Source organism: Trichocoleus sp. ST-U1 (genome assembly GCF_039961835.1).
In the GTDB taxonomy this organism is placed as follows: Bacteria; Cyanobacteriota; Cyanobacteriia; order Cyanobacteriales; family FACHB-T130; genus FACHB-T130.
The window spans coordinates 15,317-31,592 of sequence record NZ_JAMPJZ010000064.1 but is presented as its reverse complement, the minus strand read 5'-3'; the positions used below and the strand labels follow the sequence as shown (position 1 = coordinate 31,592).

Sequence of the window (16,276 nt, the reverse complement as noted above, 5' to 3'; positions counted from 1 at the left end):
TTGAGATATTGCCAGTCTCAGTTTTAGGTCGTCCCCGCGTAGATGTGACGCTGAGAATTTCTGGCTTTTTCCGCGATGCTTTCCCTAATTTAATCGATTTATTCGATCAAGCTGTAGCCGCAGTGGCGGCGTTAAAGGAACCAGCAGAACAAAATCCTTTAGCAGCGCAAGTATCCCAAGAAACCGAGTTTTGGCAAAATTCTGGGTTGAGTCAAGAACAAGCCCAAATGCGATCGCGTTATCGCATTTTTGGTTCTAAACCCGGTGCCTACGGTGCGGGATTGCAAGGCTTAATTGAAGCCCAAAACTGGACAGATGACGAAGATTTAGCCCGTGCCTACATCAACTGGAGTAGTTATGCCTACACTAGCACCGCAGAATCCTCTCCCTCCTTGTCAAAAGGAGTTGCGGGAGATGTTTTTTCTCCTCCCCTGAACAAAAGAGGTTTAGGGGGAATCGCCGCTCCAGAAGCCTTTGAGCAGCGTCTACGCCAGATGCAAATCGTATTGCACAATCAAGATAACCGGGAACACGATTTATTAGATTCAGATGATTACTATCAATTTCAAGGCGGTTTAACAGCAGCAGTTCGGGCGATGAGTGGCAAAAATCCCCAAACTTATTTTGGGGATAATTCCCTTCCTGAAAACCCAAAAGTGCGGCAACTGCGAGAAGAAATTGCGCGAGTATATCGTTCTCGTGTCGTCAATCCAAAATGGATTGCTGGAGTCATGCGCCACGGTTACAAAGGTGCATTTGAAATGGCAGCAACCGTGGATTATCTCTTTGCCTACGATGCCACAGCAAATTGTGTGGAAGATTTCATGTATCAAGGAGTTGCAGAAGCATACTTATTCGACCAATCTGTGCAAGATTTCATTCAGCAAAAGAATCCTTGGGCATTACGAGATATGGCAGAACGTTTGCTAGAAGCTAATCAGCGCGGTTTGTGGCAAAACGTCAATCAAGAAATGGTGGATAAGTTGAGAAGCTTAGTTCACCAAGCCGAAGCCGTCATCGAATCTACCACTGCCCCTTAATATAGAAGATAACAACCGCTGCACAGCAGAAGAATCTATGTTACGCGATCTCACTATCCAAAACTATCGCTGCTTCAAGGATTTCTATATCGACGGTTTGGCGCGTGTCAATCTTCTGGTCGGCATGAACAACAGCGGTAAAACCAGTCTACTGGAAGCAGTTTGTCTGTTAGTTAATCAGAATAGCCCCTCGCTTCTTCTGGATTTACTAGATAAGCGAGGTGAGTTTGCTGAACAGCTTTTTATACGTGAATCTGGCGAAGTAATACATCGCTTGAATCGATATCAAATTAGACATATCTTTCATAGCCATCAGTTTCAGCCTGAACAAGACATTCATTTTAAATCGCGGCAAGAAAGCCCCCTTTCCCTTTCACTTAGCATCGGCCTATTTCCTTCAGTTCAGAAGGATTTACATTCTGAGGATGAAGGCATAAGTGAACAAGATGATATTGATACAGATGCTTTTAACCTTGTATTTATTTACATTTCAGACGAGCGAGCTACAAGACAGGATATATCTATCGATGAGGATGGCTCGATTGAATCACGCTCCTTTCAATTACTAAAACAAGCGCCATCCAGTGTCTTTTTAAAGACTAGTATTAAAAGCCTGTTTTTGACAACTGGTATGATGAGCTTTGAGCAATTAGCTGCTTTATGGGACAAAATAACACTCACCCCCAAAGAAAACAGCATAATAGAAGCATTGCAAATTCTGGAGCCAGCTATAGAGCGCATTAATTTCACTAGCCGACAGACTTTTAACAGTGGCATCCTAGTCAAGCTGCGCGGACAGCCTAACCCAATTCCTTTAGGTAGTATGGGTGATGGGATGCGCCGGATTCTAACTCTAGCTATGGCAGCAGTGACAGTTGAAAACGGGTTTTTAATTGTAGATGAGATTGATACAGGTCTTCACTATCAGATGCAAACTGATATGTGGCGTTTAATATTAGAAATATCACAACGGTTGAACATTCAAGTATTTGCTACTACCCATAGTTGGGACTGTATAACTGCATTTCAAGAATCTTTGGCTCAAACAAAAGATAGCTCAATAGGAAAGTTATTTCGCTTAAGCCGGAAGGATGAAAATATACGTGCTGTTGAATACACTCCTGATGAATTATCTATTGCTGTGCGCCAAAGTATTGAGGTGCGTTGATGCCTTTATCACGAAAACCACCTAAACCAAAACCGCAGCAATTATTGGTTGAAGGAAAGAATGACCGACACGTTATTTGGGCTTTGTGCGAACAACATAAACTTCCAGAAACCTTTTCTGTAGAAGTGCCTCAAGAAGATGAAGATCCAGGAATAGAAGCACTTTTGATGAGCTTGCCTTTAAAACTGAAACAAGAAAACTTGCGTACATTAGGAATTGTAGTGGATGCCGATCAAGACTTACTGGCACGATGGCAAGCGGTACGCGATCGCCTGAGTGCAAGTGGCTACAAAGACATTCCCAAATCTCCACCTGCTGAAGGCTGGATTTATGCTCCGCCAGACTTACCACGAGTAGGGGTTTGGCTGATGCCAGATAATCAAATTCCGGGAATTTTAGAAGATTTCGTTGCCCATCTAATCCCACAAAATGATGCCTTGCGTCCGAAAGCAGAAGCAATTTTGCAAGAAATTGAACAGGATTGCCTCAATTGCTATACATTAGTTCACCGTCCCAAAGCCTTGATCCACAGTTGGCTAGCTTGGCAACAAACACCAGGAATGCCTATGGGGCAGGCAATCACAGCACAAGTGCTACGTTACGATTGTGCGATCGCACTCATCTTTGTTGCTTGGTTAAAACTACTGTTTGAGTTGCCTACTCCGTCATGAGCAAAATGAAAATATTTAAGTTTTGTGCGATCGGTTCCAAATCCATCCCAAGCCCTCATCGAATCGCTTCCGCTGAAAGTCTAAAGCTACAGGAACAGTTAGCGACGGATACACAACTTGAATGCTTGGCTATCTTTGAGAAAGATTTTTCGAGGATTTTAGTAATCTCCTCAGATGCTTGGGGTCGCCAGAAAAAGTACCCTTGCATCTGTTCGCATTGGAGATTTTGCAAGAAATCTTTTTGCGCTTCTGTTTCTACGCCTTCTGCAACCAGCCTCAGATTGAGTACCTTTCCTAAGGCTGCGATCGCTGTAATGATGGCTGCATCATTGGGGTCGCTTGTCAAGTCTCGAACAAAGGATTTGTCAATTTTTAAGGTATGGAAGGGAAACTTTTTTAAATAAGTCAGAGAAGAATATCCCGTTCCAAAATCATCTAGAGAAATGTAGACTCCTAGCCGATGCAATTCACTCAAAGTTTTTCGGGTAAATTCTACATTTTGCATCGTGATTGTTTCAGTAATTTCCAACTCCAAAAATGGCGCTTCGAGTCCAGTTTCTTCCAGAATTCGCGTCACCATTTTGACTAAATCGGGTTCCTGAAACTGTCGGGCCGAAAGGTTAACCGCCACTTGTAAGTCTGCAAATCCTGCATCGTGCCAAGCTTTATTTTGAGTGCAGGCAGTCTTTAACACCCATTCCCCAATTGGTACGATGAGTCCGGTTTCTTCCGCTAGGGGAATAAATATTCCTGGAGAAACTAGCCCAAATTTTGGATGCTGCCAGCGCAACAGGGCTTCAACGTGGGTGATTTCTCCAGTCGTTGTATTGACTTGAGGTTGGTAGTAAACGACAAATTCTCCCCGTTCTAGAGCATGGTGCAAATCGTTTTCGAGTACCAATAACTCAGAATTCTGAGAATTCATTGCTGGATTATAAAATTGATAGTTATTCCGACCTTGTTCTTTGGCACGATACAAGGCAGCATCGGCGTTTCTCAAAAGCGTTTCAGCATCTGTGCCATCACTGGGATAAAGTGCAATCCCAATACTGCTACTGATATGCAGGGAGTGCCCTTCTAAATAAAATTCTGGCTTTAAAGCTTCCAAGATTTTCTGGGCAATCTTAGCAGCGTCCTCTTTACAACGAATTTGGGGGATAAGTAGGGTAAATTCATCCCCTCCCCAACGAGCAACGGTGTCATCCTCCCCCAGACAGCCGATCATTCGTTCAGTGACGCTTTGCAACAAGCGATCGCCAAAAGCGTGCCCCAATGTATCGTTAATCGTCTTAAAACGATCCAAATCCAAAAACATTACGGCAAGCGTACTTTGGCTTTGACGTGCATACGCCAAGGACACAGACAGCCGCTCATTGAATAGCATCCGGTTCGGCAAGCCAGTCAGCAGGTCGTGCAACGCTTGATAGCGGATGGTTTCTTCTGCCTGTTGGCGCTCGGTGACATCGCGGAAGCTCCACACTCTACCGACGACTTTTCCCCCAATCCGTTGAGGCTGGGAATAGCGCTCGAAGATTCTTCTATCTTTAAATTCAAGGAGGTCGTAGCTTTCTGCGTCTGGTTCGCTATAGAGTTCCTGAATTTTGGTGATAAAGGTTTCCGGGTTTTTTAGCTGCTCTAGGACAAATGCTAAGGCTTGGTTGCTATTCCCTGCCGCGACAATAGAGTCGGGGATGCGCCACATTTGGACAAATTTTTGATTGAAACTGGCTATTTTTCCGGTTTTGTCAACTACGAGAATCCCATCAGCTGTTGATTCGAGCGTCGCCTTGAGCAGGGACAGGGATTTTTCCAGTTCCTCTTCTGCCCACTTGCGCTCGGCGATCTCGCCCTCCAATTGCGCGATCGCATTGTTTAATTCTGCGGTACGCTCAAGGACTCGTTTTTCTAAGTCTGCGTTGAGCTGCTTGAGAGCGTTTTCTGCTTGCTTGCGATCGCTAATATCGCGGGAGATGGTAGAAAGAAAGTCAACGCTTCCATCCGGCTTCTTGTGGGCAATAATCAGCTGCAAAACTGGAATCTCCCGTTTGTCGCGGGTCAAAAGTGCAGTTTCGCCACACCAGACGCCATCGCGAATCGCACTAGGAATTCCCTCTTCCAAGATGATTTGACCCGCCCATTTCGGGTGGCAACTGGCAACGCTGAGGTTTGAGATATCCTCTTCGAGAGGAATTCCGACCAAGCGACGACCTGCCTGGTTAATGTAAAATGCGCGTCCTCGATTGTCCGCACTGCCTACGAAATCACTTGTTGCTTCCAAAATCCCGGCAAGGCGTGTTACTGCTTCCTCTGCTTGCTTGCGTTCTTGAGTAAGAGAGATGGCGGCTGCCGCTGCACGCAGCAGGTTGATTTCCAAAGGTTCCCAAGCACGCGCTTCTATGCAGTTGTCAAAGCCGATAAACCCGAAGAATTCGCCCTTAACCATGATGGGCAAAATTAGGATGGAAAGAATTCCCTGAGGTTCTAAGATAAAACGCTCTGATTCGGGTAATTCAGCGACAATTCCGGCAACAATGTCACCTTTTTCTAGCAAATATGCCCAGCGGGGGAAGAAGTCGTCATAAGAAAGGTTTTGCAGCGCCGGATTGTCGATTTCTGGGCGAACGCCCTCGGCACACCACTCCGCACGCTGACTCATCAGCAAGTTGCCTATTTGCGAACGATGGTTCTCGAATACATAAACGCGACTTGCGCCTGCTGCTTGTCCGAGTTGTACCAATATTTCCGTGTAGCAATTCGTGCTGCCATCAAAAGTCAGCAACCGGCGCTCAACTTCGACCAATGCTGATAAGTAGCGTTCGCGCTGCGCGAGTCTTTCCTCTGCTTGCTTACGCTTGGTGATATCGCTGAAGGTGCAGATTACTTGTTCAAGGCGACCATCCGCTGCCAACTGAGGTTCGGCATTGACTAATAGCCAGATGCGATCGCCCACGCTGGGACGATAAACGCCCATCACGACATTCCGCACAGCTTGACGAGTTGCGATCGCTTGCGACACCGGATGGGTTTCTCCGGGGAACGGTGTACCATCTTCATGAATGACATTCCAATCCAGATCGAAGGAAGTTTTCCCCAGCAGTTGGCTGTCAGTGATACCGAGAAGGTCGATAGCTGCTTGATTGCTCAGCAGGATTTCTGCGTTGGCTCCTTGCAGTAAAACGCCGACGTGAAGCTCCTGTATCAGTGTCCGAAACCGCTCCTCGCTTTCGCGCAGTGCTTCCTCTACCCGCTGACGCTCGACAATCTCGCCCTGAAATTGCCCAATTGCACGCTTTAACTCAGTTGTGCGCTCCTCAACTCTTATTTCTAGTTCTTCTTTCGCTTGTTTGATCGCCAACTCCGCTCGCTGCCGTTCCGTGATATCTTGGGCTACACAAACGATTCCCTGAATTCTATCCGGTACGCTTGCGATCGCTGCACAGGAAAACAGCACCGAGATTCTTCTCCCGTCTTTGGACAGGTAAATTTTTTCCGCATCTCGGACAACCCTTTTTTGAGTTAAATTATCCAACTCCGACGCTGTGAAAGGAAATTTTTCATCGGCGAAAATAACTCTTATTGGTTGCCCAATTAACTCCTCTTTGTGATATCCCAAAAGTTCGCAGGTTGCTTTATTAACTGACTGAATCATGGTATCGGGCGTTACCACGATCAGAGATTCCACCATGCTTTCACAAACATTGATTACATCCGCTGTTTTCTGCCGCAAATCCTCAGCCATTTTATTGAAAGCATCAGCTAAGGCGCTCAGCTCATCTTTGGTGGAAACGTCTATTTTTGTCTCTAGCTTGCCCTGGCCTATCTCTACCGCAGCCGCTTTGAGTTTGTTTAGCCGACTCAATATAGACCGCGAGATAGAAAGACCAAGAAATATAGCGATTAAGACGGTAGATAAACCGACGCCAAATATCATTCTGTCGGTCAAGAGCAGAGTTTCATGAATTTTCTTTCTTTCCGTTTCCAACTCTTGCGATTGAGTCTGAATTTTTTGGTTAATAGTTCCTATAAATTGTTGGCTGGTTTTTTCCAGTTCGTTTTCTTTTTCCAGTAACTCTGGAGTTACCTTTTCCTGCTTTTTTAAGCCAATTACCTCGTTGGATAATTTTAAAAATCTCTCACTTGAAGTTTGGATTTCTTCTGACAATCCTTGCTCAGATGTGAAAAAATAGTTCGCTAATTCTTTATAATCATTCAGAGCCTTGCGATAATTTTCCTGGCTAGTCTCCACATTTTGATATTTTTGCGTTGATACAATATCTTTTGCAGATGGATTTTTTTCTACTTTTTGGAATTCTAATTGTTTAGTATACAAAACTACTGTATCCGAAACATATTGCAACCGCTCTAACTCATAGCGAAAAGGAATTGTTCTATTAATAACTTCGTTGTACTTTTTTTCAAGATTATTCGTTTCTTTAATTCCGACATATCCAACCACTTCAACAAGTAGAGCAACGGCTAAGTAACCTGTCATCAATTTGTGGCTGATTTTCATCTAAATGGGTTCCTGATGCTAAACCGTCTTGCTACTTGAAATAGTGTTTCAATAATAAATGCTTAGTAACAATTACCTATTCGTTAATTCTGGAATAGGCAAGGTAATGCCAGTTTAGAGAAGTCATCTCTCTGGCATAGAACTGGAAAACCTTAAAAAGACTTCCAAAAATATATGATTTTTTTATAAAAGATTAATAAAAAAGATACTAAAGTTAAATTTTAGACATAAAACTTTTATGAAAAGCCAGAAACCTAGAGGTAGCATTCATCGTTTGTAGAGACGCGGGATATGGAGTCTCTACAAAATCAACGTCAAGAAGGAGATAGAGAAACTTAATATCCAATCGCTGCGGCGTCGCCTAGAGGAAGGCCAAAAGCAAAGGGCGATCGCCTCCTTAAGCTTTGCTAATGCATCCCTTTAACAATAAGAGGACAACGCTTAAAAAATTGCCATAGGTTTTGACCGATTTGACCTCTCTGGAACAGTTGCAGTAGAGCCTCTCTGGCTTTGACGCATCGGGATTTCAATCCAAAACTCTGCTCCCTGTCCCGCTTCGGAAATGCAGCGAAGCATTCCTGAATGCTTCTCTACTACAATTTGATAGCTAATTGATAGCCCCAGCCCCGTTCCTTGCCCAACTGGCTTGGTCGTAAAAAACGGATCGAATAGCCGTTTTCTTACCTCTTCCGTCATGCCTAGTCCATTATCAGCAATTCGCACAGCAACACGGTCGGGGTGCAAAACTTGAGTGCTAATCCGAATCGTTGGGGATGGTTCAAGATTACTTGTCGATTGTTCATTGTTACGAGCAATGAACGATAAGCCATCAAAGGCTTCTAGGGCATCAATAGCATTGCTAATAATATTCATAAATACCTGATTCATCTGACCCGCATAACACTCAACTAAAGGCAAATTTCCGTATTCTTTAACCACCTCAATAGCGGGATGCTCCGGCTTAGCTTTTAATCGATTTTGCAAGATTAAAAGAGTGCTATCTAATCCCTCGTGAATATCAACTGGCTTCATGTCTGCCTCGTCAAGGCGAGAGAAATTCCGCAAAGAAAGAACAATTTGACGGATACGTTCAGTGCCAATTTTCATCGAAGATAGGATTTTGTCTAAATCTGCAATAATAAAGTCAAGTTCGACAGTTTCTGCTTGCTCTTCGATCTCGGTAATTGGGTTAGGATAGTGTTTTTGGTAAAGCTGCACCAGTCTCAACAAATCTTGTGTATATTCACCCACATACACAAGGTTGCCGTGGATAAAATTAACGGGGTTATTAATTTCATGAGCTACCCCAGCAACCATTTGACCAAGGCTAGACATCTTTTCGGTTTGAATGAGCTGAGCTTGGGTTTGTTGCAAGTTTTGCAAAACTTGCTGAAGTTCTGTTTCTGCCTGCTTGCGTTCGGAAATTTCAATTTCTAAGTTTTGGTTTAACTCAATCAGTTCGGCAGTCCGTTCAATTATCTTTTGCTCTAAAAAATAGTAAGATTCTGCAAGTTTTTTTGCCATTTGGTTGAACTCGCAAGACAATTTTTCAATTTCATCTCCTGTTTGAATATTTAGGCGATAATCTAAATTACCTGCACCAATTTTTGTCGCTCCTAACTGGAGTTTTTTTATAGATAAAATGACTGGGATTAATATTAATATCATCTGCCCAGTGAGAATTATAAGAATTAAACCTGTAGTGGCATATCTAATAATATGGGTTGTCTCTTTAAATTTATTTGATTCTTGCCTTGCTAGAGCATACTGTTGCTGAATATGACTAACTAGAGAGTTTAAAGAGAAATCAATATCTTCTTTGAAAGAATTGATGGTTCTGAAATCCTGCTGAGTCTGTTTAAGAGTAGAAGGTGTATCGCGAAGCTCTGTTGCTAAGCGGACGAGAAAACTATGGCGACGGCGAACAACTCTCAGTTCTGAATTTTCTGGCATCAGACTTTCTAAGTCATCCAAGCTAAGGATAAAGTCAGACATCGCCTTGTGATATTTTGCCATATCTGAGGGGTCGTGGTTGAGGATGAGATAGTTCCTCAGTGCTGCGATCTGGTCTCTTAAAGAAACTTTTAGATTTAAGACTATGCGGTCAGCTTGAGCGGCTCTTTCTCGGCTAGTTTCGGTAGATTTTTCTACTTGCTTGAGCCAGTCTTCACTGCCAACTGTAAGGCATAAAATTAGCCCTACTACGGCAATAGAAGATCCAATAAACTTAGTTAATATTTTCATTGCATTCGGCTTTATTTCAACTTAAGGCGCTCTTGGAGCTTTCTAATCGGTGTATAGTCTCGATCTTCTACCAGAGTATATCCAGCCGACTCAGAACCACTGGGATCTAGCAGTCCCTCTGGAGAGTTGACAAATGCTTTCTTGAGGTCGATTACCAGTTGGGATGGAAGCTTACTAGAGACGACAATGGGCGAAAGAGGAATTGGGTCAGATTCCCAAATAATTTTGTATTTTAAAGGGTCGATATTTCCCTCTTTCTGTTGCTGAAGATACGAGCGTTTATCATCCGCGATCGCATCCACCTTTCCTGCTAGTAAATCCGCTTTCACCTTGTCGTGACTACCCGCATACTTGACTGTAGCAAAGTCGCGTTCGGGGTTAATACCAATGTCTTGAAAGTGAGCTAAAGGCACTAAGTAACCCGAAGCTGAGGATTTACTGACGAAGGCAAATCTCTTACCTTTTAAATCTTTAATAGTTTTGATACCGCTAGCATTATTAACAACGATCGCGCTTGTATACCAAGGTCGTCCAGTTGTTCTTTCAATTGGCGCAACAATTGGCTTAAGTTGGGGATCTCGAAGATGTGCCTTCACATACGACAGGGGACCTAGAAAAGCCATTTCTACTTTTCCTGTCACCAGTAAATCTATCGATGTGTCGTAGTCTTTTGTAATCTGAAATTTAACAGGTTTTCCTAATGTCTTGCTTAGATAGTCCGCTAGTGGCTGAAGTTGCTTTTCCTGTTCTGCTGAAACCTGCCACGGAATCACCGCCATATTTAGGGTTTTTAGTTCGTCTCCTGTATTCCTAGAACTATCGCTCAGTGACTGAGAGCTGGGGCTTATTGGCGTTGTGGTATTTTCACTTGGCTGAGTACAGGCTACACAACTGTACGTAACGGACAAGGCTAGGATGAAGCAAGTCGCTGCTCGTTTGTAAGAGCGATTTCGTGTCCAAGATAGATGTTTTTGCATTCTGTTTAAGGCTATGTTTACCTTTTAACTTTTTACCGTATCTGGAGAATAATACCGCTTTCCAAAATTATGAAAATAACACTTCAAGAAATGTTATTTTTCACATCTTAAGTTAAGTGGTAATATGAGAGATTACTACTTAAATTTTGAGTCTGCTAATTTAGATTCATGCTTTCACTCAATTCTCATTCTCAGGAGGATTGGAGAAAATAAACACTGTGTTTTTACGGGTTTTTAAGATTTTCTTTCTTAAACCCAAAAATCTAGTTTTAAGCGATCGCTCATCTATCCACCCACAGATGCTCCTCAAGGGGGGGATTAACTTAGTAACAGGGAAAATTACTCCAAAGTCTGGCGATCAAAGGGATTCAGAGGTTCTCCCAGGATTACAACATTAACCAAAAAGGATTGCCTTAGAAATCCCTTCTGTCGTTTGAAATCGCGTAAAATGTCTCAATTCCCTTGCCTTGGACTTTGTGTTACTGGAATCTCTACAACGAACTCGGTTCCCTCTCCCACTGCTGATACACAACTGATCGACCCTCCATGTTTTTCTGTGACAATCTGATAGCTGATTGCCAATCCTAGCCCGGTGCCCTGACCGATTGGCTTGGTCGTGAAAAATGGGTCAAAAAGTCGCGCCTTGACATTCTCACGGATACCGGGGCCGTTATCTGCAATTCGCACAACAATTTTGTTCGCGTTCAAAACTTCAGTGCAAATCTGGATGGTCGGTAATTGAGAATTAGGAATGGGGAACTCGCTATTAGAACTTGTTTCTCCAGAATCCATGAGCTTTTGACGATTAGAGGGCAACCCTTCTAAAGCATCTATGGCATTGCTCAAGATATTCATAAATACTTGATTCAGTTGTCCTGCATAACACTCTACTTCTGGCAGCGTGCCATATTTCTTAATAACTGTAATTCCTGGAGAATCTGGTTTAGCTTTCAGCCGATTCTGCAAGATTAAGAGGGTGCTATCAATACCCTCGTGAATATCAACCGGCTTCATTTCTGCTTCATCCAGGCGGGAGAAGGTTCGCAAAGAGAGGACAATCTGGCGGATGCGGTCAGCGCCTAACTTCATTGAAGCGACCATTTTGGGCAGGTCTTCAAGAACAAACTCAATGTCTAAAGCCTCAACTTCTTCTTGAATCTCTGGCGCGGGATTGGGATAGTACCGTTGGTAGACTTTCATTAGATTGAGCAAGTCTTGTGTATATTGCTCGGTGTGGATGAGATTGCCGTAGATAAAGTTAACGGGATTATTAATTTCATGCGCCACTCCAGCGACCAGTTGACCCAAACTGGACATTTTTTCAGTCTGAATCAGTTGAGATTGGGTCTTTTTGAGTTCGTGCAAAGTTTGCTGCAACTGCTGGGCTTTTTCTCGTTCCTTCGCTTCCGACTGGCGCAAGGCATCAAGAGCTTGCTTGCGATCGCTAATATCATTGTTAATTTCTAGTCTGGCGGACACCTGACCAAATTCATCTAATTGCAGCGTCCATCGGCTAGCTACCGTGATTTGAGTGCCATCACGCTTGGTGTGAATCAATTCGCCTTCCCAATTCCCTTCACGCAGGCATATCTCTAGAACTTCCTCTTTTGGTAGGGGAAAGACAGTTTCCAAGAAGGTGTGGATGTACTGACCGAGTGTTTCTGCTTTTGTCCAACCATATAGCCGTTCAGCGCCCTGATTCCAATAGCTAATCTTGTCATTCAAATCCCGAATGATAATCGCGTCACTGGCTAAGTCAAGCATCTCCATATTCTGCCGCAAGGCTTTCTCCGCCTGCTTGCGTTCGGTAACGTCTTCTATGGTGCTGAGGATACCAATTACTTTCCCCATCGCATCGTGAATGGGAACTTTGTTGATGTCGACCCAGAGTTCTTCATTGTTTGGCTGAATCAAGCGTTCGATAATATGCAGTTCCGGGGTATCCGTTGCCATCACGCGACGGTCGTCTTTGCGGTATTTTTCTGCTATTTCTTGCGACCACAAGTCATAATCCGTCTTGCCAATAATGTTTTCTGGATTGCTAATCCCAGTGATTTGACATGAAACCTTATTACAGCCTAAATAGACAGAGTTTCTATCCTTCCAGAAGATATATTGGGGAATATTATCCAAAATCAGTTGCAGCAGTTCTGCGCCTTTGCGAATGTCCTCAGCTGCTTTGCGATCGGTGATATCATTGCCAAATTGAATCACATCAACCAATTTGCCTCGCTCGTCAAACCGCTTCAGAACATTCCAATTGATAATCCGTTTTTCTCGATTCTGGATGGTCAAAACTGTTTCATAGTCGCGGACGCCTCCGTGCTTCAGGGTGGATAATAACTGCTCGATACCTCTGTATTCATCGTCAGCATAAAAGATTTCCCACCAGTTGCGTCCAATTAATTCTTCTGCGCAGTAGCCTGTCACCTGCTCAACAGCAGGATTGACAAATGTAATCACCCCATCAAGCTTTAGCCCAACGACTAGTGCTGGTGTAGTCTGAACAATAAATGATGTATAGTCGCGTTCTTTCTGAAGTTCATTTTCTGTCCGATAGCGATCGCTCATCTCCCCATAAATAAGCCTGTAAACCCATAAAGCAATAATAAAATTTAGGAATACACCGCTTAAAAATGTAATTAGAGAGTCACGAGCCTGGTCTTTCGCTTGTTGGTACCGCTCCTTCAACAAATGCTTTTGGTCATTTTCCAAATCATTGACAAGCAGGCGGATGTTATCCATCACTACCTTGCCTTCATTCGTCTTAACTAATTGCTGCGCGGCTTCAAATCCCTTGTTTTTTCGTAATTCGATTGACCGTTTCAATTCAGAAAATTTACTTGCAGTCAGAGATTCCAGAGTGCCGAGCTTCTGCTGTTGATTGAGGTTATTTCCCGCTAATCCCTTGAGAAACTCAACTTGTTGATTAACCTTAGCTGTTGCTGTGTAGTAGGGTTGTAAATAAGCCTCGTCTCCAGTGATTATGTAGCCACGCTGCCCAGTTTCTGCGTCCTTGATTCCGGAAAATACATCATCAAGCTGATTAATGAAGGTAAAGGTATCGTCTACTGAGTTATTCGCTTGCACAAGTTGCGTGATACTCCGGTACGAAATCCCACCAATGCTAACCAGTAGGACAGTTGCCACTCCCAGACCTCCCGCAACCTTGTAGAAGAATTTCCGATGCAAGTGCTTCGTTGAGCTGCCCTCAGTGGGTGCATACACTAAATCAGCTTCATTTTTAGGCAGAATCGCTTTCATCATGGCGTGTTTCGGTGAACTAAGGTTGAGGGTGAACGATAACCAGTAGCAGCTTCCAGACTTAGAAAGCGAAGCTTGATTACATTTTTCGGATAGCGATGAAAAGCCTATAGTGCTCTCTTGATGAGGATTTTACTTGGGCAAGGGCATCGAGAAAAGATTTTGTAAATCTGATTCCATCCTTGTCTTAAAGGTATATTTGCCTAATAAAGTTCATTCTTTAGACAGATGTTTTCTCTTGATTTTATTCGTAAGCACAAGTTGAACAATATTGGCAGAATGAGGCAAATGTTAAGCCTTTTTGCGAGATAGAGTCCAAAAAACTTTTAGAGCCGCGTCATCAAACTCGGCTGCGACCTAATTTCGACTCAAAAAACGTCTAGATGGAAATCTCCGTTTCAGGGTTTTACACATCTTAAACGGGTCTAGAGCGCGATCGCCTTCTTGGTAGGCGGGGATGCAGCGACTCGCACCTGTTTTCTTTGCAAGCGATCGCGCTTTACCAAGCCGATGGTGCCCTCCTGACTCAATTAACTAGCTTAGGAATTTACTAAAATTCTTAATGATTTGGAGAATTTAACTAAATGTAAATTCCTAACAGCAAAACTGCCAAAAATCGAAAAGATACTTCATATCGTTTCTAAAAACAATTCGATAAGCTGAAAGAAGACAGAAAGTTGAGGAAATTATATGACCGCTTTTTCTAGCGCTGGATTAAAGCAACCAGCATGGCAAACAACCGTCACCTTTACGTTGGCTTTCTGGCTTAGCGGAAGCTTGCTTTTGGACTGGGTAATTATGCCCAGTTTGTTTGCAACCGGGATGATGACTCAACCTGGATTTGCAACAGCAGGTTATTCAATTTTCTGGATTTTTAATCGGATTGAATTATTATGTGCAGCCTTAGTGTTAACGGGGCTGTTGGTTCTTCACCGCACTCAGGCTGTTTCTAAGCTGGGAGGGCGCAAAGTAATTTTCTTATCCCTGTTCTTGCTGACAATTGCCATTATTGATACATATTTTTTAACCCCACAAATGAGCGCGCTGGGGCTACAGCTCAATCTTTTTGAACCCGTTGCTGAGATTCCTGCCGGGATGAATCAAATGCACGGGGGCTACTGGACATTAGAAGCGTTGAAGTTGATTGCTAGCGGTACGCTGTTGGGTTTGTGCTATCGCGATCGCGCTTAAACGCCAGTATTTCAATTAAAGCCCATCTAATCCGTCAGACTGAAGTCTGCGGCTAGACAAAAAATTAGCCCTGCCTGCGCGGGCTAATTTTTTAGCGTTGAACTGGCAAATCGAGACGGGGTTTAAAGGTTTCGATTTGCCGCAGCTTTTCGTAGAGTTCCCGTTCTTGGGAAGTGACCGTTTTGGGAACCACAACCTGAATTTCAACTAACTGATCGCCGCGATCGCCTCTACCTGTCGGGTAGCCTTTTCCGGCAAGGCGCAGGCGCTTCCCGTGCCCGACACCGCTAGGAAGCGTCATTTTCACCAAACCATCCAAGGTAGGAACTTCCACGGCTCCCCCCAAGACTGCCTCGCTGGGAGTGACTGGCAATTGGCAGAAAATATCCGAGCCTTCTACTTGAAAGAAAGCGTGGGGCGATACGGTAATTTTGAGGTACAAGTCACCACCTTCAATGCCCTGACCCTTTAGCCGGATGCGTTGCTCGTTGACCATTCCGGGTGGCATATCCACTTCCAGCGATCGCCCATCTTCCAGCCGAATCCGCTCTCGTCCTCCCTGATAAGCTTTTTCGAGGGGCATCGTCAGTCTGGCTTCAACATCGCGCCGACTAGGGCGCGAATTCACGGTGTAGGATGTTTTCGTGTTACCAGGACGGAAGGTATCGGCTGAGGCAACTCGGTTGTTGGAACTAGGTGCCTGAGTAGCTACACGGGTTTCCCGACGTCCTAGCAGAGTATCGACAAAGCTGTTAAAGTCCGGGTAATCGTCATATTTTAATTCTTGCGTGCCGTTGCGACCGTTGGAGCGAGTCCCCCAGGCTTTAGTCCCCTTCGTCCCTTTAGCGCCCTTGAAACCGCTCCGGTTCCAGAAACGGCTGAACTGATCGTATTGCGATCGCTTACCCGGATCGGAAAGAACTTCGTAAGCCTCACCGATATCCTTGAACTTTTCTTCTGCTGTTTTGTCGCCAGGATTTAGATCGGGGTGATACTGCCGAGCTAGCCGCCGATAAACTTTCTTAATTTCGTCGCCGGAGGCATCACGAGCAACGCCCAGCATCTGGTAGTAGTCCCGAAAATTTTGCATAGTTAATTAACGATTAGCTGTTACCGATTAGCTGTTACCGATTAGCTGATTGAGCGTTGGATATTCACAGTTTTAGCAGACTAATCCTCTACTATTTGTGCCAGACCGCTTCAATAGC

The 16,276-nt window shown here is 44.1% G+C and carries 9 protein-coding genes; 4 read left to right on the top strand and 5 right to left on the bottom strand.

All coding sequences use genetic code 11. The annotated features are described in order from the left end of the window. The 3 genes from NDA06_RS19730 to NDA06_RS19720 all read left to right on the top strand — a co-directional run. The coding region (locus NDA06_RS19730; RefSeq protein WP_348251820.1) for a cobaltochelatase subunit CobN at nucleotides 1–1,040 on the top strand (1,040 nt) is incomplete at its 5' end. 37 nt (nucleotides 1,041–1,077) lie between these two features. Then, nucleotides 1,078–2,208, top strand: coding sequence for an AAA family ATPase (locus tag NDA06_RS19725; protein ID WP_190985409.1), 1,131 nt, complete (start codon nucleotides 1,078–1,080; stop codon nucleotides 2,206–2,208). Next, the gene (locus tag NDA06_RS19720) at nucleotides 2,208–2,879 is read left to right on the top strand and encodes a DUF3226 domain-containing protein (RefSeq protein WP_190985408.1); all 672 of its coding nucleotides are present in this window, start codon (nucleotides 2,208–2,210) and stop codon (nucleotides 2,877–2,879) included. The genes NDA06_RS19725 and NDA06_RS19720 overlap by 1 nt, the downstream gene beginning before the upstream one ends. Nucleotides 2,880–2,934: 55 nt before the next feature. On the opposite strand, the gene NDA06_RS19715 is transcribed toward NDA06_RS19720, so the two are convergent. The 4 genes from NDA06_RS19715 to NDA06_RS19700 all read right to left on the bottom strand — a co-directional run bounded on the left by NDA06_RS19715 (nucleotide 2,935) and on the right by NDA06_RS19700 (nucleotide 13,880). Then, nucleotides 2,935–7,392, bottom strand: a complete 4,458-nt coding sequence (locus tag NDA06_RS19715; protein WP_190985407.1) for an EAL domain-containing protein — start codon at nucleotides 7,390–7,392, stop codon at nucleotides 2,935–2,937. Between the two features lie 441 nt (nucleotides 7,393–7,833). Beyond that, a complete protein-coding gene (locus NDA06_RS19710; protein WP_190985406.1) occupies nucleotides 7,834–9,636 on the bottom strand; it encodes an ATP-binding protein in 1,803 nt (600 codons plus the stop codon). Nucleotides 9,637–9,647: 11 nt separating this feature from the next. Further along, nucleotides 9,648–10,613: a phosphate/phosphite/phosphonate ABC transporter substrate-binding protein gene (locus tag NDA06_RS19705; RefSeq protein WP_190985405.1), complete on the bottom strand. Its 966-nt coding sequence runs from the start codon at nucleotides 10,611–10,613 to the stop codon at nucleotides 9,648–9,650. 453 nt (nucleotides 10,614–11,066) lie between these two features. Continuing rightward, the gene (locus NDA06_RS19700) at nucleotides 11,067–13,880 is read right to left on the bottom strand and encodes a PAS domain S-box protein (RefSeq protein WP_190985404.1); all 2,814 of its coding nucleotides are present in this window, start codon (nucleotides 13,878–13,880) and stop codon (nucleotides 11,067–11,069) included. Nucleotides 13,881–14,567: 687 nt separating this feature from the next. Here NDA06_RS19700 and NDA06_RS19695 point away from each other — a divergent pair. Beyond that, nucleotides 14,568–15,068 carry a hypothetical protein gene (locus NDA06_RS19695; RefSeq protein WP_190985403.1) on the top strand — a complete coding sequence of 167 codons (501 nt, stop codon included), beginning with the start codon at nucleotides 14,568–14,570 and terminating at the stop codon, nucleotides 15,066–15,068. Nucleotides 15,069–15,159: 91 nt separating this feature from the next. On the opposite strand, the gene NDA06_RS19690 is transcribed toward NDA06_RS19695, so the two are convergent. Next, a complete protein-coding gene (locus NDA06_RS19690; protein ID WP_190415078.1) occupies nucleotides 15,160–16,158 on the bottom strand; it encodes a J domain-containing protein in 999 nt (332 codons plus the stop codon). Between the last annotated feature and the right edge of the window lie 118 nt (nucleotides 16,159–16,276).

Coding starts and splice junctions, on each gene's coding strand:
- NDA06_RS19710 (WP_190985406.1), bottom strand. CDS start 9,636: ATGAAAATATTAACTAAGTTTATTGGATCTTCTATTGCCGTAGTAGGG.
- NDA06_RS19705 (WP_190985405.1), bottom strand. CDS start 10,613: ATGCAAAAACATCTATCTTGGACACGAAATCGCTCTTACAAACGAGCA.
- NDA06_RS19725 (WP_190985409.1), top strand. CDS start 1,078: ATGTTACGCGATCTCACTATCCAAAACTATCGCTGCTTCAAGGATTTC.
- NDA06_RS19715 (WP_190985407.1), bottom strand. CDS start 7,392: ATGAAAATCAGCCACAAATTGATGACAGGTTACTTAGCCGTTGCTCTA.
- NDA06_RS19690 (WP_190415078.1), bottom strand. CDS start 16,158: ATGCAAAATTTTCGGGACTACTACCAGATGCTGGGCGTTGCTCGTGAT.
- NDA06_RS19720 (WP_190985408.1), top strand. CDS start 2,208: ATGCCTTTATCACGAAAACCACCTAAACCAAAACCGCAGCAATTATTG.
- NDA06_RS19700 (WP_190985404.1), bottom strand. CDS start 13,880: ATGATGAAAGCGATTCTGCCTAAAAATGAAGCTGATTTAGTGTATGCA.
- NDA06_RS19695 (WP_190985403.1), top strand. CDS start 14,568: ATGACCGCTTTTTCTAGCGCTGGATTAAAGCAACCAGCATGGCAAACA.